The organism is Nocardioides sp. NPDC004968, from assembly GCF_040608935.1.
GTDB lineage: Bacteria > Actinomycetota > Actinomycetes > Propionibacteriales > Nocardioidaceae > Nocardioides.
In genome coordinates this window covers 12925-35501 of the sequence record NZ_JBEXJF010000045.1, presented here as the reverse complement: position 1 = coordinate 35501, position 22577 = coordinate 12925, and the positions used below count along the sequence as shown (strand labels likewise).

The following is a 22577-nucleotide window of genomic DNA, read 5'->3' as shown; positions in this document are numbered from 1 at the left end:
TGGCTGCACCTTCGCAGGGTGCAGCCACCTTCACCTCTCGATGAGGCGACTCTCAGCCCGAAGGCGGAACATATGTCGGGAGGATCGTCGGCGGCATGGGGCCCTTGAGGCGACTGCCGGACTCGGCTTCCTCCCAGGCATGAGCCAGGATGCCGACGCTGCGACTGAGTACGAACAGCCCGCGCGCCAACGCTGAGGGGAAACCGAGCTCGCCGTAGATGATGGCAGTGGCTCCGTCGATGTTCATCGGTACGCCACGTACACGACCGCGAGCGAGCAGGCGTTCGATCGCCAGGCCGGCCTGCAGATGGCGGCCTGACACCACCCCTTCGTCACGGGAGGCCGCGACCAGACCGAGGAGCGGGGCGCGCCGCGGGTCGACGGGGTGGAATCGATGCCCGAACCCCGGGATGTGGGAGTTGGCCTGGCGGAAGCGGGTCACACACTCTTCCGCTGCTGCGTCCCAGTCATCATCGGACGAGGCGCGGTCCACGATCTCCTCGAGCAGGGTCAGGCACTGCTCCCCCGCACCACCGTGGACGTCCCCGAGTACGTTGACGGCGCTGGCCATGGCGCTGTTGATACCGACTCCGCACGTGATCGCCATCCGCGAGATGGCGATCGACGGTGCTTGCGGACCGTGGTCGGTGCCGGCGACAAGGGCGGCATCGAGCAGGGCTGCTTGCCTGGGGTCTGGTCGCTCGCCGCGTACCATCAGCCACACCATCTCGGCGAAGGACGTCCGGCCGATCAGGTCCTGCACGGGGATCCCCCGATGCTCGATCACACCGGGCTCGATGCGAGTGACCGAGGTCGCCCACCAATCAGCGAGGTCAGCTGCCTCGCTCATCAGGCAGGCCTGCTCACGGTCGAGGTGTGCTCGTCGTCGTTGTGCTCGCCGAGCAGCGGCGGCCGGAATAGTGGCTTAAGGGAGCGACCGTCCACGCGGACTCCCGAGCCCATGACCCGTACGTGCTCGTCGTCGCGGTCGGGGACCTCGACGTCAGCGAAGAAGTCACGGTGCTGGAGCTGGTCGAGCTCGACGGCCTGGGCGACCGTCAGGATGCGAGCCGCCGGTACGCCGTTCGCGGAGAGCGTCTCCTCCCACCACTCCGCCGTGGCGCCAGCGAGGGCGGCGTTGATCTCGTCGTTGAGAGCCTGACGATGGATCTTCCGGTCCTCACGCAGGGCGAAGCGCTCGTCGTGGAGAAGGTCGTCACGGCCGATCAGCGTGCAGAGGGTGACGAACTGCTCCTGACGGTTCGCGGCGATGTTCAAGGGGCCGTCGGCCGCCTGGAACGTGCCCGACGGCGCCGATGTCGCGTTCTGGTCCCCCATCGGCATCGGCTCGACGCCACTGACCAGGTAGTTGCTGACGGCCCATCCCATGGCCGAGAGCGATGATTCGAGCATCGACACGTCCAGGTAGGCGCCGCGGCCAGTGCGCTCCCTGCTGAGCAGCGCAGCGTTGATGGTCATCGCCGCGACCAGACCACCCACGGTGTCGCAGATCGGGAACCCGACCCGTTGCGGCGCAGTCTCCTCGGTGCCGGTGATGCTCATCATCCCGGACAGACCCTGCACGATCTGGTCGTAGGCGGGGCGCTGGCTCATGGGCCCGGTCTGGCCGAACCCGGAGATGGCGCAGCAGATGAGTTCAGGCCGCAGCTCCCGAAGCCGTTCCCACGGATAGCCCAGACGTGCCATCACGCCTGGACGGAAGTTCTCCAGCAGCACGTCGGACTCCGACAGCATGCGCTCAAAGGCCGCTCGCCCGTCGGCAGACTTGAGGTCCACCTCGACCGAGCGCTTGCCCGAGTTCTGCGCCAGGAAGGACGCGCCGATCCGGCGCGCATTCAGGTCGGCGTCGGGCCCCAGCTGCCGGGCGAGGTCGCCGCGGTCCGGCACCTCCACCTTGGTCACGTCCGCACCCAGCAACATCAGCTGGTAGCTGCAGAACGGACCAGCCAGCACGTTGGAGAGGTCCAGGACGCGTACGCCTGCCAGCGGCTCCGGCGCCGCATGGCTCGAGGCGACATCAGAGACGCTCATGAGATCGAACTCCGCACGGCGCTGCCGAGCGCGCGGCCCGACATGGCGACGGCAGCGCTCTGCAGGGCCGAGGCGAAGTCGCGCACGCGGTCCTCGGCGAACCGGGGTGTGGCGCCACTCATGCTGAGGGCGGCGATGACCTGGCCGTTGTCCATGACCGGTACTGCCACCGCTGACACGCCGGACTCCCGTTCACCGTGCGAGACCGCGAAACCATCCACCTTCGTCTGGGCGACTGCCTCCCGGAGTCGGGCGAGGTCTGAACGACCCGCGGGGGCGCCTGCCACCACGCGCGCCAGCAGACTGTCTTCGACGTCGGTCAGGAGCACCCGGGCGGAAGCACCTGCCCACAACGGGAACTCGTCGCCGACGTTCACCACATGGCGCAGCGGTCTGGGACTCTCGGCCTGGGCGATGCACAGGCGTCGGACGTCCCGGCGGATGTAGAGGTTGACCGTCTCCTGATGTTCGCGGGCCATGTCGGTGATCATGCTGCGGAACTCGGGCGGCAGCTCCCAGGCGCTGCGGGCCAGGTGCGCCCAGCGCCACAGGCCAGGCCCTGCCATGAAGCCCGACTCGGTCGCCCACAGGAGGCCCGCGTTCACCAACGTCTGCGCCAGGCGGGTCGAGGTGGTCTTGGCCAGCCCCGTGTTGTCGACGATGTCCCGGATCGTGATCTGCGGCTTCTCCTCGCTCAGCAGATTCAGGATCTCCAGGGCGCGCTGAACGCTGCGTACACCTCCCATGGCCTCGGACGAGGTTCCACTCACTTCGGCGTCGTCGCCTGCTGAGCTGCCTTTCACCATGGAGCACTCCTGGGGTCGGGACGCGGGTGCGTCATCTCGGGCTGTGACAAGTTTCACATCCACCCTTGCCACGAAACATTGAATGCCCGTACCTTACTCAAAGTCCACCCAGTGGTCCAGATAGACCGCCAGACGGAACGAGTAGGTGAAGGCAGTGACGCACGAGTTGCCGCAGGTCGTTCGCAACCTTGTCGCGGGGTCCTGGCACGATAGCTCCACGCTCGACCGCCGAAGCCCCGTCACGGGGCACGTGGTGTCGCAGGCTGCGCAGGCCACCACGGCCCACGCGAAGGATGCGCTCGACTTCGCAGCCATGTCCGCCTCAGAGGTGGCCGGCCTGTCCCCTGCCGCCCGTGCCGACATCCTCGAGAGTGCCAGCCTCCTCGTGGAGGAGAGCCAGAGAGAGATCGCTCGCCTGCTCGCCCTCGAGCTCGGCAAGCCGGTGCGGGACGGCCGCGGCGAAGCACTTCGCGCGGCCGAGACCTTGGCCCTGTCCGCCGCTGAGGCGCGGACCATCGGCGGAGAGGTGCTGCCCTCGGCCGGCTGGGAACGTGGGGTGGGCACGACCGCCATGACGTTCCGTTCGCCTGTAGGCGTCGTCGTTGCCATCACCCCGTTCAACGCACCAGTCAACCTTCTGGCCCACAAGCTCGCGGCCTCGTTCGCGGCCGGCAACACGACCATCGTCAAGCCACCGCCCCAGGCGCCGGCGAGTTCCGTACGCTTCGTCGAACTTCTCATCGAGGCCGGTCTGCCAACGACCGCCGTCCAGGTCCTGCACGGTGGACCCGACCTCGGCGAGGTGCTCACCGGCAGCCCGGTAGTGGCCGCGATCAGCTTCACCGGGAGCGCTAGCGCAGGACATGCCGTCGCTCGCAATGCTGCGGGCAAGCGGCTCATCCTCGAGCTCGGCGGCAACGCGGCGACCATCGTGTGCGAGGACGCGGACCTCGCCGAGGCGGCTGCACTGTGTGCACGCACTGGCTTCAGCAACTCGGGACAGAGCTGTATCAGTGTTCAGCGCATCTTCGTGCCACGACCCATGATGGACGACTTCGCTGGCCGCCTGGCGGCCGCGGTGAGCGAGCTCCGCACCGGCGACCCGCTCGAGGAGACGACGGACATCGGGAGCATGGTGGACGAGAGCGCCGCCGAACGAGTGCTGCGATGGGCGAAGGATGCCGAGCGAGATGGCGCCGAGCTGGCGACCGGCGGGACGCGAAACGGCGCCACGCTCGAGCCTCTCGTCGTGGTCGACCCCGCGCGCGACGCCACGATCGTGCGCGAGGAGGTGTTCGGGGCCGCAGTCGTCGTGCTGCCCTACGACGACTTCGACGAGGTCATTCGAGAGTGCAATCGCAGCAGCTACGGACTGCAGGCCGGACTCTTCACCCATGACAGCCGGCGCATCTTCAAAGCCTGGCGCGAGCTGCAGGTCGGCGCTGTCGTCGTGGGTGGCACCTCCAACTTCCGTCTCGACAACGTGCCGTTCGGAGGGGTCAAGGACTCCGGGATCGGGCGCGAGTCACCGCGCTGGATGATCGACGACTACACGTACGTCAAGACGTTGCTCTGGAAGAACGAATCCGTATGGGGAGTGACCCGATGACCATGTCCAACCACCACGAGGAGGCCGGGCCGATGGCCGCGGAGCACGCCGACCCCGAGCAGACGACCACTGGGGCCGACGTGGTCGTGCGCCAACTCGAGGCCTGGGGGGTCACCCATGTCTTCGGGCTCTGTGGTCATACGAACATCGCGCTCCTCGACGCCTTGGGGCGCAGCGGAATCGAGTTCGTCGTCTTCAGGCACGAGCAGACCGCGGCGCACGCGGCTGACGGTTACGCACGGGCGACGGGTCGTCCTGGTGTGGTCGTCGTGCATGTCGGCCCAGGAATGATGAACGCAGTCACCGGAGCGGCGACCGCAGCGCTCGACTCCGTCCCGCTCATCGTCATCAGCGGCGACATCCCCTCCTACTACCGCGGCCGGCACCCGCACCAGGAGGTGAACCTGCACGAGGACGCGAATCAGTCGGCGATCTACCGCCCGTTCGTCAAGCGTGCCTGGGACGTCTCACGCGTGGAGGACCTTCCGCGATTCCTCGAACGCGCGTACTGGACCGCAGCGGCCGGACGCCCTGGCGTGACACTTCTGAACGTGCCGATGGACATGTTCTCGCGCCCGCTCGGGGCGGAGTATGCCGAGGCATACCCGCTACCGGTCGCCAGTGCGCGGCCGGACCTGCCTGAAGAGACCGCCGATGCGATCGCGGCCGAGCTCATCAACGCGGAGCGCCCGCTCATCTACTTCGGCGGCGGCGTACGCGAACCCGCGGCCAAGGAGCGGATGCTGCGCATCGCCGAGCACCTCGACATCCCCCTGGTCCATTCCTTGATGGCCAAGAGCGTCGTCTCCGACGATCACCCCCTCCTGTTGGGCATGCCGGGGTTCTGGGGGCTCGAGTTCACCAACGAGTACGCCCGCTCCGCGGACCTCGTCCTGGCACTGGGCACCCGGTTCGCCGAGACCGACGCCAGCTCCTGGGAGCGCGACTACACCTGGCAGTTCCCGCCCGCTCGTCTCGTTCAGATCGATCTCGACATCGCGGAGATCGGGCGCAACTACCCGGTCACCATCGGCGCGGTGGCAGATGTCGGCCTCGCCCTGGCCGCGATCGAGTCGGCCCTGGAACGAGCGGGCGCAGCACCCGTCGACCACGCTGAGCTCCGGGACAAGATCGCTGCGACGCGTGGGGAGCTCTTCGCAGACACCGAGGAGCGTGGCGTTGACCCTGCGTTCCCCCTCAAGCCCGAGCGGATCCTCAAGGACGTGCGCGACAACGTGCCTCAGGACGCCGTCTTGGTGACCGATGTCGGATGGAACAAGAACGGCGTCGCGCAGAGATATCCGATGAGCGACCGCGGCCGCTTCATCACTCCCGGCGGCGCATCCACGATGGGCTTCGGCCCAGCGGCCGCACTGGGCATCCAGCTCGCCTGGCCCCAGCGGGTCGTGGTGGCGCTGGTCGGTGACGGCGGGATGAGTGCACAGCTGGCCGCGCTCCCCACCGCCGTCGAACGGGATCTGCCGGTGATCTTCGTGGTCATGAACAACGCTGCTCACGGAACGATCGCCGACCTTCAGGCATCGAGCTATGGGGCCAGCTACGGCTGTGAGTTCGTGGATCGCGACGGTCGGCCGTACAGCCCGGACTTCGCCGCTCTGGGGCGCGCATGCGGCGCCGAGGGGTTCAAGGTTTCCGGCGTCGACGACCTGGGCGCTGCCATCGAGAAGGCCATCCAGGCTCGTCGCCCCACCGTCATCGATGTGCCCATGGTCAACGACCCCGTGCCTACGCCCGGGCACTGGAACATCAAAGACATCTACCGCGGCGTCTTCGAGTAGCCCCGCGATCAACCCGGCGGAAACCTTCCCACCAACGTTTGTCCAGAAGTAACGTACTAGTTCGGTCATTATGGCCGCACTGGCCCATAGGAGGAGCCATGTCAGTCAAGCGCACGAAGAGAGGGCTCGGTATTGCCGCAACCGCGGTAGCCAGTCTGCTGATCGTCTCCGCATGCGGAGGGAACGAGGCGGGTGGCGACGGCGAGGACGGCGCGACGACCAAGCTCTCGTTCGCCAACAGCTATCCCGACGAGCACCCGCACAACACGTGTGGCGCACAGGTAGTCGCCGATGCCCTGAAGGAGGACGACACGGGTGTGGAGATCGAGGTCTTCTCCAACAGCCAGCTCGGACCCGACGCCGAACGTTTCGCCTCGGTGGCTTCAGGAGACATCGACATGGATATCCAGGGGGCCTCAGCGATCTCCGCTTCGTTCCCCGAGGTCGGGGCGCTCGACGCGGCGTACGCGTTCGACGGTCCGGACGCCTTGTTCGAGTTCGTCGACAGCGAAGCGTTCGAGGGTCTCAAGAAGCGCATGCTCGAGGAGACCGGCGTTCGGGTCCTCGACGTGTGGTACTTCGGCATGCGGCACTTCACCGCGAACCAGCCGATCAAGACACCTGACGACTTCAAAGGCCTGCGCATGCGGTTCCCGGACAGCCCGCAGTACCTCATGAACGCCGAGGCGCTCGGCGCCGAGCCCACGGCCGTCGCCTTCGAGGAGGTGTTCCTCGCGCTGCAGCAGGGCACGATCGACGGCCAGGAGAACCCGGTCCCCACCATCAAGGACCTGAACCTCCCCGAGGTCCAGAGCCACGTCAGCCTGACCGGCCACCAGGTCGGATCAGTGCTGGCGATCATCTCCGAGGAGACCTGGCAGAGCCTCTCGGCCGAGCAGCAGGAGGCCGTGCAGGCCGCCATCAGTGACACCCGTGACGGCGACCGGAAGTGCGTTGAGGACGCCGAGGCGGAGATCGTCGAGGAGTGGAAGTCGAGCGGCGAGATGACGGTCGTCGAGGATGTCGACGTCGACACGTTCCGGTCCCAGGCCGAGAAGTTCTTCAAGTCTGAGTACAAGGACGATCAGCTCGCCCTCTACGAAGCGATCCTCGCTGGCGCCTCGAGCTGATTCGACAGCCGGGAGAGGAGGAGGCGGACGTGCAGGCGATCGTCACCGGTGGTCGGGGCGGTATCGGTCGTGCCGTCGTGGAACGCCTCGCGTCCAATGGCTACCGCGTGGTCGTGGCAGATGGCGCGCCGGTCCCGGACGGCGAGACGTCCACCGCAACTGTCACCCACGTTGTCACGGACCTCACCGACGAGGCAGCGATCAAGGACATGGTGCGCGAAGCCTCAAGCGACGGACTCCACGTCCTGGTCAACTGCGCAGGTATCTCGCCGAAGCGGCACGGCGCCGCACCCCAGCTGCCGGAGATCGATGTCGAGGAGTGGGACCGAGTGTTCTCGGTCAACGCTCGCTCCTGTTTCCTCACCATCCGCGAGGCGTGGCCGCACCTGGCCGACCATGACAACGCCTCCATCGTCAACGTCGTCTCTGCGGTCGCCAAAGCAGCAGCTTCAGGACCGCCGGGGACCTCGTTCGGGCTGAATCACCCCGCGGGCGCTCACTACTGTGCGTCCAAGGCCGCATTGGGCAACCTGACGTTGTCGGTGGCTAGGGCTCTTGCCGGTCGCGGCATCCGGTGCAACGGAGTCGCGCCCGGCTACATCAACTCGGGGATGGGCAACGCGACCGCCCGATCGGTGGAGCAAGCAGTCGTACGCCAGCTGCCGCTGGGGAGACCGGGGACCAGCGCGGAGGTGGCCAATGTCGTCGAGTTCCTCGTCTCCCCTGCCGCGTCGTACCTGACCGGCGAGATCGTCGATGTCGACGGCGGCTGGTACCCCGACTGACTCGTCTGCTCGGGCGACAAAGAGAACATCCAGAAAGGACACGAGAGGTGCAGGCGACAACAACACAGCAGGAGCGCTCCCGGGGCTGGCGGCGACCCCGCTGGCTCGTCGCCGGGCTGCGCGGACTCGAGATCGTCGAGTTGACCATCGGAGCCATCCTCATTCTCGGCATCGTCATCCTGGTCATGCTCCAGGTGCTGGCGAGAGTGACGCCCATCGACAACCAGGTCTGGACCGGCGAACTGGCACGCTTCTCATTGGTATGGCTCTCCTTCGGGCTGGCCGGGTACCTGCTGGGACGTGACGAGCACATCGCGCTGGACGTCGCCGACCACGTCCTGCCAGCCCTCGGCCAGCGTCTCGTCAAGGCGTTCTCCCTCCTGGTCGTCGCCGCCACGGCGGCCATGTTCGGCTACGAAGGACTGGACCTCTTCACCTCCGATTCACCGATCAAGTCACCGGCCACCGGGATCCCGTTGGCGTGGATCTACTTCATCCCCATGGTCGGGATGGCACTCACGGTTCTCCGTGCCCTCATCGAGATCATCTGGCCCTCCAGCCACCAGGGTCAGATCCGCGTGGCCGGCGAGGTGATCGCCGACGAGACGCTCGGCGCCGACGGCGACGCCCTGACCCACGCGGCACTTGGCGAGATTCCGCCCTCGAACGACGAGGAGACCTCACGATGAGCGTCGCAATCCTGGGCATTCTGATCGCCGCGTGCATCGCACTGCGAGTCCCGATCGCCTTCGCGATCCTCGGTCCGTGCTTGGTCTACATGTGGACCAACGACCAGTCGGTCGGTTTCGCCATGCGAACCGGCGCTGGCGGGGTGAACAGCTGGCCGCTGCTCGCGGTGCCGCTCTTCATCCTCGTGGGATTCCTCGCCACGCGCGCCGGCATCGCCGAACGGGTCTTCGCGCTCGTCCTCGCCCTGTTCGGCAAGTTCCGTGGAGCGCTGGGCTACGTCAATATCGGGGTCAGCCTCGGCTTCTCCTGGATGAACGGCTCGGCCCTGGCCGACGCCGCCGGGGTCGGGTCGATCGAGATCCCGCACATGGTCAAGAAGGGCTACCCGCAGCGCTTCGCCGTCGGCCTGACCGCAGCGTCATCCGTCATCGGCCCCATCATGCCGCCGAGCATCCCTGCCGTGGTCTTCGCCTCGGTGGCGCTCGTCTCGACCAGCGCGCTGTTCGCGGCCTCCGTGGTTCCCGCACTGCTCATCTGCGTGACCCTCGCCATCTACGTGTTCATCTGGGCTCGCCGCCACGACGACATCCCCAACGAGTCCTTCGCATGGGCCCAGGTACGACGCACCGCGCTCGGAGGCCTGGGTGCCCTCATCGCCCCCGTCATCATCCTCGGCGGGATCCTCGAGGGCTTCTTCACTCCCACCGAAGCTGCGGCGGTCGGCGCGGTGTACATGCTCTTGCTCGGCTTCCTCTACCGCTCCCTGAAGCTCGGGGACCTTCCGAAGGTCTTCGCGGACACGGCCACGACGACGGCGGCGATCATGGTGATTCTCGGCGCATCCAGCCTGCTGGGCTGGATCCTTGCCCGCGAGGGTGTGCCACGGGCCATGGCGGAGACATTCCTCGGCTTCACCGACAGCAAAGTCGTGTTCTTGATCCTGGTGAACATCCTGCTGCTCATTCTCGGTGCCATCATCGAGCCCACCTCGGCCCTTGTCATCAGCGTGCCCGTGCTTCTGCCCGTTGCGACGCAGGTGGGTGTGGACCCGGTCCACTTCGGGGTCATCGTGGTCCTCAACCTGATGATCGGGCTCATGACGCCGCCCATCGGTGGCGTGCTGTTCGTGCTCAGCTCGGTCACCAAAACACCCGTGGCAGAGGTGTTCCGAGGCGTCGCCCCATTCCTGATCCCCTTGCTGGTGACCCTGCTACTCATCACCTTCATACCTCAGATTGCCCTGTGGCTACCCGAGCTGCTGGGCCTGTGATGCCCGCTGACGGGCGGCGCATCCCTTCTGCGCCTGCAGCTCAGTCAGCTGCCGCGAGCAGGGCCGAGCCCAGACGAGCGCCCGTACCTCAGCATGACTCGGAAAGATCAGGTCGTCGGTAGACGCGCTCACTGCACCCTCGAGCGAGCGGGGGGCGGTATCGGCCCGGTCATGGCAGCAGCCGAAGGGCGTCGCACGGGTTGGGCGACCAGGCAGAGTAGTTCGTAGCACTCGCCGTACTCGACCCTCCACCGTCAGGAGACGTGAGATGGACACGACCACTGCGATCGCCCGCTTCGACGAAGTCCGGGCCGACACCGAACGCCTCGCAGCACCCCTCTCCCCCGAGGACCAGACGGTCCAGTCGATGCCCGACGTCTCGCCGACCAAGTGGCATCGCGCGCATGTGACCTGGTTCTTCGAGACATTCGTGCTGGCCGAGAACGAGCCCGACTTCACACCGTTCCAGGACAAGTACTGGTTCCTCTTCAACAGCTACTACGAGCAGGTCGGGCCGAGGTACGCGCGGCCGATGCGTGGTGTCATCAGCCGGCCCGGCGCGTACGAGGTCGGCGACTACCGGCGCAACGTAGACGACCGGGTCAGGGACCTGCTCGACCGTGTGGACGAGGGCACCTTCGCCAAGCTCGCTCCGACCATCGAGCTCGGCTTCCACCACGAGCAGCAGCACCAGGAGCTGCTGCTGATGGACATCAAGCACGTGCTGTCGCTCAACCCGCTGCAGCCGACGTACGCCGGGCGTCCGGTCGCGGGCGACGGGGTCGACCGACTCGGCTGGGTCGATCTCGACGGCGGCCTGGTCGAGATCGGCTCCGAGGGTGGTGGGTTCTGCTTCGACAACGAGCTGCCACGGCATCAGCAGTGGTTGGAGCCGTACCGGCTCGCCGATCGGTTGATCACCAATGGGGAATGGCTGGAGTTCATGGCCGACGGTGGCTACCGGCGCCCCGAGCTGTGGCTCTCCGACGGGTGGGCGCGGGTCAACGCCGAGGGCTGGGACGCGCCCTTCTACTGGCGCGAGCTCGACGGGGAGTGGTTCGAGCACACCCTGCACGGCACCTCACCGCTCGACCCAGGGCTGCCGGTCTGCCACCTGAGCCACTACGAGGCCGACGCGTACGCCACCTGGGCCGGCAAGCGCCTCCCGACCGAGGCCGAGTGGGAGCACGCCGCCCGGACGTACGAGGTGGCCGGCAACCTCGCCGACCGGGACAGCTTCCACCCGCGTGCGGCCGGCCCCTCGACCGGCGGTCTGCGACAGCTCTTCGGGGACTGCTGGGAGTGGACCTCCTCGGCCTACCTGCCCTACCCGGGGTTCCACCCCGCCGCCGGCGCGATCGGCGAGTACAACGGAAAGTTCATGTCGAGCCAGATGGTGCTCCGCGGCGGCTGCGCGCTCACCCCGCCGGGACACACCCGAGCGTCGTACCGCAACTTCTTCCCGCCTGGTGCGCGCTGGCCGGTCACCGGCCTCCGGCTCGCCGACGACGGGCGTCGTGCGTGACCTGGTCGGCTGCCGTCACCTGTGCCCATCGCGGCATCCTCGGACAGGGCCAGACGCACGTCGACTGGGCCTGTGATCACGACTACTGCCCCGCTCCGCGGCGGCTCGGTCCATGGACCGCCGCGGTCAGCGGCACCATCGACGACTCGTGGACGCTCATCCTCGACAGGGCGCAGCAGGAGCGTCTGCCGGTCGGCTCCGCCGTGGTCCAGATCGCCAACGAAATAGCGGTAGGCGGATTCTCGGTTCTCCTCAGCGACGGGGAGGACCTCGCCCTGCTGACCGGCGACGAGGGCAGCCACCTCGTCGAGCCGGCGTCCTGGGAGTACGTCGTCAGCAACCGTCCGCTCGCGGGCGCTCCGTCCACCCCGATCCCGCCGCGCACCATCGGCGTCCTCAGCCCGTGCGGGCCCACCTGGTGGCGGCTCGACCAACCACTTCACAACCCGAAGGAGAACCTCGCGTGACCCTCGACAGCAACGGCCAGACCAGCACCAGCACACCAGCCGGGGGCAGGCTCACCACCCTGTTGACCGCCGAGGACCTGCGCCAGAGCCTCGCGGAGGACGCGCGCACCGGCTTGAGCGCGGCGCCGAAGTGGCTCCCACCGAAGTACTTCTACGACGAGCGTGGCTCGGAGCTGTTCGAGGAGATCACCCGGCTACCGGAGTACTACCCGACCCGCACCGAACGGGCGCTCCTGACCGAACATGCGCGGGAGATCGCCGAGGCCTCCGACGCCGAGGTGCTTCTCGAGCTCGGGTCCGGCTCCTCGGAGAAGACCCGGCTCCTGCTCGACGCGCTGACCCAGACCGGTCGGCTGACGACGTACGTCCCCGTCGATGTCAGCGCCAGCGCGCTCACCCAGGCGATGGACGCGCTCGCCGAGGAGCGGCCGGGGCTCGCGCTGCACGGTGTCGTCGCCGACTTCGACCAGCATCTCGGGCAGCTGCCGACCCCGGGACGTCGGCTGATCGCACTGCTCGGCAGCACCCTGGGCAACTACGACCGCCCCGGCCGCGAACGGTTCCTGGGATCGGTCGCAGCCGCCATGCAGTCCGGGGAAGGTCTGCTGCTCGGGCTGGACCTGGTCAAGGACCCCGGGCAACTGGTCGCCGCCTACGACGATTCCGCCGGCGTGACCGCCGAGTTCAACCTCAACGCGCTGCGCGTTCTCAACCAGAGCCTTGGCGCCGACTTCGACCTCGACGGGTTCCGGCACCTGGCGCGCTGGAACACCGACGAGGAACGGATCGAGATGCGCCTCGTGGCACAGGACTCCACCCGTGTGGAGCTGCGCGAGCTCGACCTCGACATCAAGTTCGACGAAGGCGAAGAGCTCCTCACCGAGCTGTCCTGCAAGTTCCGCCGAAGCATCGCCGCACTCGAGCTCGCCGCGGCGGGCTTCCGCGACCTTCGCTGGTGGACCGATCCGGAGGAGGCGTACGCGCTCGTGCTGGCCAGGCGTTGAGTCGAGGGGTCCGGCGGAGAGCTCTGCCGGACCCTTCGACTCAGCTCAGGGGCGCTTCGTTGTCGAGCAGCGGCTGCAGCTGCGCCTGGATGGCGGCGGGCGTGGCCGAGGTGCGTAGAACGACCACCGTGGAGGACGGCTCTAGGCCTGAGGGCTGATAGCGCTCGAGGGCGACCCGCATCGCCTGGTCGAACTCGCTCTCGGGGTCGGAGGTCTGGTCCCTGAGCCAGCGCCGGAGGACGTAGTTGTGCGCGGTCACGAGGTCGGCGGCCAGGAGATCGGCGCGCAGATGCCCGTCGGGCAGGTGGGACATCCACTCCCGGAGCCAGCGCGCGAACAGCCGCTGGTACTGCTGGATCCCACCCGTCTCACGGGCACGAAGGGCCGGCACCGAGCCGACCAGGCGGTAGCGCGCTCGCGCCAGCTCCCCCTCGTCCAGGTAGTGACGCAGCACGACCCGGGTGGCCTCACTCAGCGCGAGCGCACGCGTGGCCGGCGTCGCGGCGGCCAGGCGCTCGTCGATGCGACCGAGCAGCAGGTCGTGCTCGGGGAAGATCACGTCGTCCTTGGACCCGAACGCGCGGAAGAAGGTCGTACGCCCCACGCCGGCGCGACGCGCGATGTCCTCGGCGGTCGTCGCGTCGAAGCCGCGCTCCTCGAACAGTTCGTACGCCGCGGCGACCAGGCGGTCCTTCGTCGTCGCTGATCGAGGCTTCTCGCTCATGACCTGAACCTACTTGTTGGTACGCCGTTCCGTCTATAAGGTACGGCGTACCAACAAAGGAGGCTGCACATGAACGAGTTCAACCGCGTCGGCGTCGTCGGCGCCGGACTGATGGGTGCCGGCATCGCCGAGGTCGCCGCGCGCGCCGGCAAGGACGTCGTCCTCATCGATGCCAACCCCGCGGCCGCCGAGGCCGGCCTCGACCGGCTGCGAGCCTCCCTCCAAAGGGCCGAGCAGCGCGGGAAGATCAGCGACGCCGCCGAGGTGCTGGAGCGCATCACCGTCAGCAGCGACCTGGAAGCACTCGCCGACCGCGACCTGGTCATCGAGGCGATCGTCGAGGACGAAGCCGCCAAGACGGCGCTGTTCACCCGGCTCGACGCCATCGTCACCGACCCCGAGGCCGTACTGGCCTCCAACACCTCGTCCATCCCGATCATGAAGCTCGCGGTCGCCACCGAGCGCCCCGCGCAGGTGATCGGGCTGCACTTCTTCAACCCGGTCCCGGTGCTCTCCCTGGTGGAGCTCGTGCCCAGCCTGCTGACCGCGCCGAGCACCACCGACCGCGTGCGTACGTTCGTCGAGAACGACCTCGGCAAGCACCCCATCGACTCCCAGGACCGGGCGGGCTTCGTGGTCAACGCGCTGCTGATCCCGTTCGTGCTCTCCGCGATCCGGATGCTGGAGTCCGGGTTCGCGACCGCCGAGGACATCGACCAGGGCCTCGTACGCGGCGCGGCCCACCCCCAAGGACCGCTGGCACTCGCGGACCTCATCGGCCTGGACACGACCAAGGCCGTGGCCGAGTCGCTCTACGAGGAGTTCAAGGAGCCGCTCTACGCCCCACCGCCGCTCCTCGCCCGGATGGTCGACGCCGGTCTGCTCGGCCGCAAGACCGGCCGCGGCTTCTACCACTACTGACCCATCGACACCTCTAGCCAGGAGGCATCATGACCGACGACTTTCCCTACCTCGAGCTCGCCGACCACCACCTCGACCTGCGTGAGGCCGTGCGCGCGATCGCGGCGAACAAGATCGCTCCGTACGCCGCAGAGGTCGACGCCGCCGCCAGGTTCCCGACCGAGGCCTACGACGCGCTCGTCGCCTCCGGCCTCCACGCGGCCCACGTGCCCGAGGAGTACGGCGGCGAGGGCGCCGATGCCCTGGCGACCTGCATCATCATCGAGGAGATCGCCCGCGTGTGCGCCTCCTCCTCCCTGATCCCCGCGGTCAACAAGCTCGGCAGCCTCCCGCTCATCCTCGCCGGGTCCGAGAGCCTCAACCAGCGCTACCTCCCACCGCTCGCCGCAGGCACGTCGGCGTTCTCCTACGCCCTCTCCGAGCGCGAGGCCGGCTCCGACACCGCCTCCATGAAGACCCGTGCCGTCCTCGACGGCGACCACTGGGTGCTGAGCGGCCAGAAGTCGTGGATCAGCAACGCCGGCATCTCCGACTACTACACCGTCCTCGCCGTCACCGACCCTGCCGGTCGACGCGGATCCAACGTGAGTGCCTTCGTCGTGGAGAAGAGCGACGAGGGGTTCACCATCGGCGCCCCCGAGAAGAAGCTGGGCATCAAGGGCTCTCCCACCTGCGAGCTGATGTTCGACGCCGTCTACCTGCCCGGCGATCGCATCATCGGCGAACCCGGAACCGGCCTCCAGCTCGCCCTCCGCACCCTGGACCACACCCGCATCACCATCGCCGCCCAGGCCGTCGGGATCGCCCAGGGCGCCCTCGACCACGCACTGGCGTACGTCCAGGAACGCCAGCAGTTCGGCAAGCACATCGCCGACTTCCAGGGGATCCAGTTCATGCTCGCCGACATGGCCATGAAGCTCGAGGCCGCCCGCCAGCTCGTCTACATCGCCGCCGCCAAGTCCCAACGGCACGCCAGCGACCTGGCCTTCTTCGGGGCAGCCGCCAAGTGCTTCGCCAGCGACACCGCCATGGAGATCACCGTCGACGCCGTCCAGCTCCTCGGCGGCGCCGGCTACACCCAGGACTTCCCCCTCGAACGCATGATGCGCGACGCCAAGATCACCCAGATCTACGAAGGCACCAACCAGATCCAGCGTCTCGTGATGGCACGCCAGCTGCTCGGGAACCGGTAGCCGCGCGCCGGCGGTGACCTCGGTTCAGCTCGCCCAGCAGTCGTCCCACGTCTCGTACGTCGGGTCGTCGGCGTACGTCGTCGACCAGCGGGCTTCCTCGACCGTCTCGACGGTGCCGTAATAGGTCGTCGGCTTGGTGGGAGGCGTGGGCGCCGGGTCCACCTGGACCGTGACGTTCATGCAGGCGCTGGTGACGGCTCCGAGCAGAACCACGGGGGCGAGAGCTCGTACGCCAGACCACGTCGATGCTGTTCTCATGCTCACTCCTCAAACGGTAGGTCCGTACGCCGCCCGGTGGGAGGCACTGTCAGGGCACCCCTGCCGCTCAGCCGAGCAGCGGGTCACCCTCGGGTGGCGCGTCGGTGCGCCCGGCCGAACGGTTCATGGCGTGGTCGGGGAGCCAGAGCACGAAGGTGCTCCCGGCTGTGCCGTGGCTGACCAGCACTAGCCGGCCCTCGTGGCTCTCGGCGATCTGGCGTGCGATGGAGAGGCCGAGGCCAGACCCGTCGGTGACCGCATCGTCGCCGGACGTACCGTTCCCTCGGTAGAACCGGTCGAAGACACGTTCCTGGTTCGCCTCGTCGATCCCCGGTCCCTCGTCGGCGACCGCGGCCCAGGCCCAGCCGTCGCGGCTGCCCATGCCGACCGTGAGGGTGGAGCCGGCCGGGGCGAGCCTGACCGCGTTGGACAGCAGGTTGGCCATGATGCGCTGCAGCGCGTCGGGGTCGCCGACGACGACCGGCCCACCGTGGCTGCGCTCGACCACGCTGAGGCCGCGTGCCTCTGCTGGCAGGCGATACTCCCGAACGGCAGCGGTGACGGCTCCGGCCAGGTCGACCTGACGGTCGGTGAAGGCCTCCGAGCGGCTGCGGGCGATGGCCAGCAGGTCCTCGAGGAGGCGGCGCATCCGGCGGGTGGCCTGGAGCACGACCAGGCTGGCCTCGCGCCGTTCAGGGATCGTGGAGCGGTCGTTGGCGAGGACGGCCTCGACGTTGGTGTGGATGAGGGAGACCGGGTTGCGCAGCTCGTGGGAGACGTCCTCGACGAACCGGCGCTGGTCGGAGAACGCCCGGTCGAGGCGGGCGAGCATGGAGTCGATGGTGTCGGCGAGCGTACGCAGCTCGTCGTGCGGTCCGGTCGCACCGATGCGCCGGGTGAGGTCGGAGGCGTTGATCTCCTGGGCGGTGCGGGTGATCGCGCCGACCGGCCGCAGCGCCCGCCCGGCCACCCACCAGCCGATCGCCAGGCTGAGGACGAACATCACGATCAGCGCGATGATCGAGTAGTTGCGCAGCGTCTGGAGCGAGGCGTAGTTGACCGCCTCCTGGACATCGGCGAAGTCCGCGGCCTGGAACTCCTGCCCCGGCTTGTAGACGATGTGGCCGTCCTCGGTCTCGAACTTCTTGACCGTCACCGGGTCCAGCGGCGCCGCGCTGATGCTGCTGGAGAGCGCCAGATATACCCCGGCGAGCAGCAGCGCGGTCACCCCGAACAGGAGCGAGGAGTACGTCAGGGTCAGCCGCACCCGCACCGTACGGAGCCACCGAGGCACCCGCACCAGCCGCCCCGAGCGCTCACTCATGCGGTCGCGCCCTGGTCGAGCTCGGGCAGGTCGCGGAGCCGGTAGCCGCGACCGACGACGGTCTCGAGAGCCGGAGCCTCCTCGCCGACGGTGAGCTTGCGACGCAGGGTGCCGACGGTGACCCGCACGGTCTGGGTGAACGGGTCGGCGTTCTCGTCCCACACGTGCTCCAGGAGCTCCTCGGCCGAGACGATGTAGGCGGGCCGCGTCATCAGGTAGCGCAGGACCGAGAACTCCTTGAGGGTCAGCCCGAGCTCGCGGTCGCCGCGCCGGGCCAGCTGCCGGGCGGTGTCGAGCCGGATCGGCCCGTGCGTCAGCACGGCGGAGCCATCGCTGCTCGGCCGGCGAAGCAGCGCGCGCAGCCGCGCGGTCAGCTCGGCCAGCTCGAACGGCTTGGTCAGGTAGTCGTCGGCCCCGACGTCGAGGCCGCGGACCCGGTCGTCGAGGCGGTTGCGGGCGGTGAGCATCAGGATCCGCGGGGCCTCCTCGCCGGGGATCTCCAGATCCCCCGTACGCAGCGCCGCGGCGACCTCGAAGCCGCTGCCGTCGGGCAGGTTGATGTCCAGGACGACGAGGTCGTAGGCGTTCACGCCGAGCTTCTCCAGGGCGTCGGCGACCGAACCGGCCCCGTCGACGGCGTACCCCTCCCGCTGCAGCGCGACCCGCAGGGCGCTGACCAGGCCCGCCTGGTCCTCGACGATCAAGACCCTCACGCTCAAGAACGGTAGCGCGTAGCCGGGCCGGCGCCCATGCACAGGACGTAATCGCTCGGTATCGGTTCCATCCAGCTCTTTCGGATCGCTTTCGGTGCCGTTTCCGCTGGTTTTCGCCCTTCTTCGATGTGATCGGTGCTCAGCAGACCCATCCAGGACACAGCCAGCCAGGGAGGTCCCCCATGTGGGAGCCAGAGCAGAAGCAGCCGATCACCGAGCCGATCCGGTCCGACATCGGGACCACTGCCGTCCTCGAGCGGGTGCTGTTCGAGGTCAAGCGCGTCGTCGTGGGCCAGGACCTGATGATCGAGCGGATGCTGGTCGGGCTCCTCGCCCGCGGCCACGTGCTGCTCGAGGGTGTGCCGGGCGTCGCCAAGACCCTGGCCGTACGCACCCTCGCCGACGTCGTCGGCGGCTCGTTCGCCCGGCTCCAGTTCACCCCGGACCTGATGCCCTCCGACATCGTCGGAACCCGGGTCTGGCGCCCGTCGGCGGAGCAGTTCGACACCGAGCTGGGACCGGTCTTCGCCAACCTCGTCCTCGCCGACGAGATCAACCGGGCGCCGGCCAAGGTGCAGTCGGCGCTGCTGGAGGCGATGGCGGAGCGCCAGGTCAGCATCGGCGGCACCAGCCACCGCCTGCCCGACCCGTTCCTCGTCCTCGCCACCCAGAACCCGATCGAGAACGACGGCGTCTACCGGCTGCCCGAGGCCCAGCGCGACCGCTTCCTGCTCAAGGTCGACGTCGGCCACGTCGACGAACTCGAGGAGATGACCATCATCCAGCGCATGGGCACGCATCCGCCGCGTGCCGACCAGATCCTCGACGCCACCACTCTGCGGCACCTGCAGTCACGAGCGGACCAGGTCTTCGTCCATCACACCGTCGCGCAGTATGCCGTCAAGCTCGTCATGGCGACGCGTACGCCGCACGCCTACGGGCTCCGCCACCTCGAGGGCCTGCTGGCCTACGGCGTCAGCGCCCGCGGCAGCCTCGGCCTCATCACCGCAGGTCGTGCCCTGGCACTGCTGCGCGGGCGCGACTACGTGCTGCCCGGCGATGTCGCCGACCTGGCCGGCGACATCCTGGCCCACCGACTGGTGCTCACCTTCGACGCCGAGGCCGACGGGGTCGACCCCCGCGCCGTCGTGGACGCCGTCCTCGCCGTCGTCCCGCAACCGCGGGCGACGCCGAGCGACGACGACTCCGAGACCGCCGAGACGACGCCCGATGCGGAGCTTGCCTCGTGAACGCGGCACGACGTTCGCCCGACGGGGCGTTCCGGAGGCTGGACCTGACCGTCCAGCGCCGGGTGAGCGGGCTGCTCCAGGGCGAGACGGGCGGGCTGCGGCTCGGGCCGGGCAGCGACGCCGAGGAGCTGGTGCCCTACTCCCCCGGCCATGACGTACGCCGCATCGACTGGAACGCCACCGCCCGCCTGGGCGACCCGCACGTCTGGCTCACCCAGGCCGAGCACGAGCTCGAGACCTGGGTCCTGGTCGACCGCACGCCCAGCATGGCCTTCGGGACCGCGCTCGCCGAGAAGGTGGAGGTCGCCGAGGCGACCGTCTCCGCGATCGGCATCGTGGCCGACGGCCCCGGCAACCGGGTCGGTCTCGGGATCCTCGATGCCGGCGGCGTACGTTGGCGCCCGCCCACCACGGGTCGCCGGGTCGCCCGCCGGCTGCTGACCACGGAGCCACCCTCGCCGCGTACGGCCGAGGCGGCGACCGCCGGCCCCACCTTCGCCGCAGCGCTGGTCGAGCTGGGCCGGCGCGCCCGGATCCCGGGGCTGCGGGTGATCGTGTCCGACCTGCTGCCCGCGGACGGGACCTGGGAGCGGCCCCTCGACTGGGAGCCGCCGCTGCGGCGGCTCACCGCGCGCCACGACGTGATCGTCGTCGAGATCGTCGACCCTCGCGAGCTCGACCTGCCCGCCGTCGGCCACGTCACGATCCTCGACCCGGAGACCGGCCGTCAGCACGAGGTCGACACCTCCGACCCGCGGCTGCGGGCGGCGTACGCCGAGGCGATGAGGTCGCTGCGCGAGCACAACGCCGAGGCCGTTCGGGCCGCCGGTGCGGACCACCTCCGGGTCTCCACCGACGACGACTGGGCACGGCTGCTCATCCGCCTGCTGCGCCGCCGGGCACGGCATCCCCGACCGGCCCGCTCACGCGCGGCCACGGCCACCCACTGATCGGAAGGAGCCCTCGATGAGACTCAGCCAGCCCCTGTTCCTGCTCGCACTGGTCCCGGTCGCCCTGCTCGCCATCGGCTACCTGGTGATGCAGCGCCGCCGGATCAAGTACGCCCTCCGGTTCGCGACCGCGCCCATGCTCGAGCGCCTCGTCCCCCACCGTCCACGCTGGCGCCGCCACCTGGCCGCCGGGCTGGTCGTCGGTGCCTTGGCACTGCTCGCGGTCGCCACCACCCAGCCCCAGGTCCGGGCGCAGGTGCCGTACGAACGCGCCACGATCCTGGTCGCCATCGACACCTCCGCCTCGATGTCGGCCGAGGACATGCCACCCAACCGTCTCGAGGCCGCCAAGGCCGCCGCCGTCGACTTCATCGAGCAGCTGCCACCGCGCTACAACGTCGGGCTCGTCAGCTTCTCGAGCAACGCCCGCGTCGTCTCCAGCCCGACCACCGATCACGCCCTGGTCGCCCGCAGCATCGAGGGTCTCGGCCCGCCCGACGGCGGCACCGCCATCGGCGAGACCGTCTTCTCCTCGATCAACGACCTGCGGCAGGTCCTGGACGAAGCCGCGGCGGCCGGTCCGTCCGCCTCGCCCTCGCCCGGGGGCTCCGAGGACGACACCGACGAGGAGGGGTCGCCGGCCCACCTCGTACTCCTCTCCGACGGCGGCAACTCCGCCGGTCGCAACCCGGTGGCCGCGGCCGAGGCCGCCCGTGAGGCCGGGCTGCCGGTCTCGACGATCGCCTACGGCACCGAAGGAGCCAGCGCCGCCCTGCCAGGAGGGCAGTCGGTCGAAGTCCGCGAAGACACGCTGCGCGAGCTCGCCGACGCCACCGGCGGCCAGTTCTACAGCGCCTCCAGCGCCGACGAGCTGCGCGAGGTCTACGAAGACATCGGCACCCTCGTCGGTTATCACCTCGAATACCGCGAGATCACCGTCTGGGTCGTCATCGGCGCCATGATCCTCGCCTTCGTCGCCGCCGCGCTCTCCCTGCGCTGGTTCGCCCGGCTCATCTAGCCACCCCGAGATCCAGGACAGGAAGGCACTCTCGTGAACGACACCGCATCGCCCGGGCCCGACCTCGGCCGGCCCGCCGGACCCCAGCAGTGGACCATCGCGGCCCCACCCGCCCGTGCCGCCCGCCCGCTCCAGCCCGCACCCCCACCCCCGATCCGACCAGTCGCACCCCCGCCGACACCACCGTCCGCGCCGAGCCCGACCCCCCTGTCGGCACCCCCTCCGGCGCGACGTGTGGTGCGTGACCGCTACGGCAGGGTGCGGCTGGTCGCCCGTCCACAGTCCCCGGATGCGGCCCCGCCGCAGGGCCGGCCGACCGGTGCGCACCCCGAGCCGCCCGCCGCCCTGGCCAAGCGCCCACGACGTACGCGAACCGTGACCCTCACGCTCGCGGCGGCCGTCGTCGCGGGCGCGGCGACCAGCGGCGCGATCACCCTCATCACGCCCGACCGCGAGCCCACCGCAGGCACTATCGCCGCGCCGGCCCCCGCACCTCAGGGAGGGGCACCGACCAACGCCACCGAGGCGGCCGCCCAGCGCATCCTGCCCAGCGTGGTGCAGGTCCGCGCCGGCCGCGGCACCGGCTCCGGGGTCGCCATCGACGGCGTCGGCCACGTGGTCACCAACGCCCACGTCGTCCAGGGCTCCGACTCGGTCAGCCTGGTGCTGGCCGACGGCAGCACCACCTCGGGCCGCGTCATCGGCAGCGACGAGCGCAACGACATCGCGGTGATCGCCACCAACCCCAATGCCGTACGCGCCGCCACCATCGGTCAGAGCGGCAACCTCCGGATCGGACAGCCTGTGATCGCCGTCGGCTCACCGCTCGGTCTCAACGGCACCGTCACCTCCGGCATCGTCAGCTCACCGAACCGCTCCTCCGGATCGAGGCCCGAGATGATCCAGACGGACGCCGCCATCAACCCCGGCAACTCCGGCGGGCCCCTGGTCGACCTTCAGGGCCGCGTCGTCGGGATCAACACCTCCATCGCCACCCTCGGCGGCCCCAGCGGCAACATCGGCATCGGCTTCGCCGTCCCCATCGACCGCGTACGCACCGTCGCCCAGGCCCTGATCAGCCAGGGCTGA

The 22577-nt window shown here is 69.1% G+C and carries 22 protein-coding genes; 15 read left to right on the top strand and 7 right to left on the bottom strand.

Annotated features, from left to right (window positions below):
- Nucleotides 1-52: 52 nt before the first annotated feature.
- Genes ABZU72_RS25865 through ABZU72_RS25855 form a run of 3 tightly spaced genes read right to left on the bottom strand, consistent with a single transcriptional unit; the run spans nucleotide 53 to nucleotide 2858 of the window.
- Nucleotides 53-850, bottom strand: coding sequence for a citryl-CoA lyase (locus ABZU72_RS25865; protein ID WP_355021646.1), 798 nt, complete (start codon nucleotides 848-850; stop codon nucleotides 53-55).
- Entirely contained in the window at nucleotides 850-2052 is a 1203-nt protein-coding gene (locus ABZU72_RS25860) for a CoA transferase (RefSeq protein ID WP_355021645.1), read from the bottom strand. Before ABZU72_RS25860 ends, ABZU72_RS25865 begins: the two co-directional genes overlap by 1 nt.
- Entirely contained in the window at nucleotides 2049-2858 is an 810-nt protein-coding gene (locus ABZU72_RS25855) for an IclR family transcriptional regulator (protein ID WP_355021644.1), read from the bottom strand. Before ABZU72_RS25855 ends, ABZU72_RS25860 begins: the two co-directional genes overlap by 4 nt.
- Nucleotides 2859-3003: 145 nt before the next feature.
- Here ABZU72_RS25855 and ABZU72_RS25850 point away from each other — a divergent pair, with 145 nt between their 5' ends.
- From ABZU72_RS25850 to egtD, 9 genes are all read left to right on the top strand, one after another.
- Nucleotides 3004-4467, top strand: a complete 1464-nt coding sequence (locus ABZU72_RS25850; protein WP_355021643.1) for an aldehyde dehydrogenase family protein — start codon at nucleotides 3004-3006, stop codon at nucleotides 4465-4467.
- A complete protein-coding gene (locus ABZU72_RS25845) occupies nucleotides 4464-6266 on the top strand; it encodes a thiamine pyrophosphate-binding protein (RefSeq protein ID WP_355021642.1) in 1803 nt (600 codons plus the stop codon). Before ABZU72_RS25850 ends, ABZU72_RS25845 begins: the two co-directional genes overlap by 4 nt.
- 98 nt (nucleotides 6267-6364) lie before the next feature.
- Complete coding sequence (locus tag ABZU72_RS25840) at nucleotides 6365-7396, top strand: DctP family TRAP transporter solute-binding subunit (protein ID WP_355021641.1); 1032 nt, start codon at nucleotides 6365-6367, stop codon at nucleotides 7394-7396.
- A gap of 29 nt (nucleotides 7397-7425) precedes the next feature.
- Nucleotides 7426-8181, top strand: coding sequence for an SDR family oxidoreductase (locus ABZU72_RS25835; RefSeq protein WP_355021640.1), 756 nt, complete (start codon nucleotides 7426-7428; stop codon nucleotides 8179-8181).
- A gap of 47 nt (nucleotides 8182-8228) precedes the next feature.
- Nucleotides 8229-8870, top strand: coding sequence for a TRAP transporter small permease (locus tag ABZU72_RS25830; RefSeq protein ID WP_355021639.1), 642 nt, complete (start codon nucleotides 8229-8231; stop codon nucleotides 8868-8870).
- Nucleotides 8867-10141, top strand: a complete 1275-nt coding sequence (locus ABZU72_RS25825) for a TRAP transporter large permease (protein WP_355021638.1) — start codon at nucleotides 8867-8869, stop codon at nucleotides 10139-10141. The genes ABZU72_RS25830 and ABZU72_RS25825 overlap by 4 nt, the downstream gene beginning before the upstream one ends.
- Nucleotides 10142-10409: 268 nt before the next feature.
- Nucleotides 10410-11666: an ergothioneine biosynthesis protein EgtB gene (gene egtB, locus ABZU72_RS25820; RefSeq protein WP_355021637.1), complete on the top strand. Its 1257-nt coding sequence runs from the start codon at nucleotides 10410-10412 to the stop codon at nucleotides 11664-11666.
- A complete protein-coding gene (locus ABZU72_RS25815) occupies nucleotides 11663-12133 on the top strand; it encodes a hypothetical protein (protein ID WP_355021636.1) in 471 nt (156 codons plus the stop codon). The genes egtB and ABZU72_RS25815 overlap by 4 nt, the downstream gene beginning before the upstream one ends.
- A complete protein-coding gene (egtD, locus tag ABZU72_RS25810) occupies nucleotides 12130-13137 on the top strand; it encodes an L-histidine N(alpha)-methyltransferase (protein WP_355021635.1) in 1008 nt (335 codons plus the stop codon). Before ABZU72_RS25815 ends, egtD begins: the two co-directional genes overlap by 4 nt.
- Nucleotides 13138-13177: 40 nt before the next feature.
- On the opposite strand, the gene ABZU72_RS25805 is transcribed toward egtD, so the two are convergent.
- A complete protein-coding gene (locus ABZU72_RS25805) occupies nucleotides 13178-13861 on the bottom strand; it encodes a TetR family transcriptional regulator (protein ID WP_355021634.1) in 684 nt (227 codons plus the stop codon).
- Nucleotides 13862-13930: 69 nt separating this feature from the next.
- Between ABZU72_RS25805 and ABZU72_RS25800 the strand changes: the two genes are divergently transcribed.
- Both ABZU72_RS25800 and ABZU72_RS25795 read left to right on the top strand, forming a co-directional pair.
- Complete coding sequence (locus tag ABZU72_RS25800; protein WP_355021633.1) at nucleotides 13931-14782, top strand: 3-hydroxybutyryl-CoA dehydrogenase; 852 nt, start codon at nucleotides 13931-13933, stop codon at nucleotides 14780-14782.
- A gap of 29 nt (nucleotides 14783-14811) precedes the next feature.
- A complete protein-coding gene (locus ABZU72_RS25795) occupies nucleotides 14812-15975 on the top strand; it encodes an acyl-CoA dehydrogenase family protein (protein WP_355021632.1) in 1164 nt (387 codons plus the stop codon).
- A 24-nt stretch (nucleotides 15976-15999) separates the two neighbouring features.
- Here ABZU72_RS25795 and ABZU72_RS25790 read toward each other — a convergent pair whose 3' ends face one another.
- The 3 genes from ABZU72_RS25790 to ABZU72_RS25780 all read right to left on the bottom strand — a co-directional run bounded on the left by ABZU72_RS25790 (nucleotide 16000) and on the right by ABZU72_RS25780 (nucleotide 18270).
- On the bottom strand, nucleotides 16000-16233 hold the full coding sequence (locus tag ABZU72_RS25790) for a hypothetical protein (RefSeq protein WP_355021631.1): 234 nt from the start codon (nucleotides 16231-16233) through the stop codon (nucleotides 16000-16002).
- A 67-nt stretch (nucleotides 16234-16300) separates the two neighbouring features.
- The gene (locus tag ABZU72_RS25785; RefSeq protein ID WP_355021630.1) at nucleotides 16301-17557 is read right to left on the bottom strand and encodes a HAMP domain-containing sensor histidine kinase; all 1257 of its coding nucleotides are present in this window, start codon (nucleotides 17555-17557) and stop codon (nucleotides 16301-16303) included.
- A complete protein-coding gene (locus tag ABZU72_RS25780; protein WP_355021629.1) occupies nucleotides 17554-18270 on the bottom strand; it encodes a response regulator transcription factor in 717 nt (238 codons plus the stop codon). The genes ABZU72_RS25785 and ABZU72_RS25780 overlap by 4 nt, the downstream gene beginning before the upstream one ends.
- Before the next feature lie 182 nt (nucleotides 18271-18452).
- On the opposite strand from ABZU72_RS25780, the gene ABZU72_RS25775 reads away from it, so the two are divergent.
- Genes ABZU72_RS25775 through ABZU72_RS25760 form a run of 4 tightly spaced genes read left to right on the top strand, consistent with a single transcriptional unit; the run spans nucleotide 18453 to nucleotide 22577 of the window.
- The gene (locus ABZU72_RS25775) at nucleotides 18453-19520 is read left to right on the top strand and encodes an AAA family ATPase (protein WP_355021628.1); all 1068 of its coding nucleotides are present in this window, start codon (nucleotides 18453-18455) and stop codon (nucleotides 19518-19520) included.
- On the top strand, nucleotides 19517-20470 hold the full coding sequence (locus tag ABZU72_RS25770) for a DUF58 domain-containing protein (RefSeq protein WP_355021627.1): 954 nt from the start codon (nucleotides 19517-19519) through the stop codon (nucleotides 20468-20470). The genes ABZU72_RS25775 and ABZU72_RS25770 overlap by 4 nt, the downstream gene beginning before the upstream one ends.
- A 16-nt stretch (nucleotides 20471-20486) precedes the next feature.
- Nucleotides 20487-21488 (top strand): VWA domain-containing protein, encoded by a 1002-nt coding sequence (locus tag ABZU72_RS25765; RefSeq protein WP_355021626.1) that lies wholly within the window; start codon nucleotides 20487-20489, stop codon nucleotides 21486-21488.
- A 33-nt stretch (nucleotides 21489-21521) separates the two neighbouring features.
- Entirely contained in the window at nucleotides 21522-22577 is a 1056-nt protein-coding gene (locus ABZU72_RS25760; protein WP_355021625.1) for a trypsin-like peptidase domain-containing protein, read from the top strand.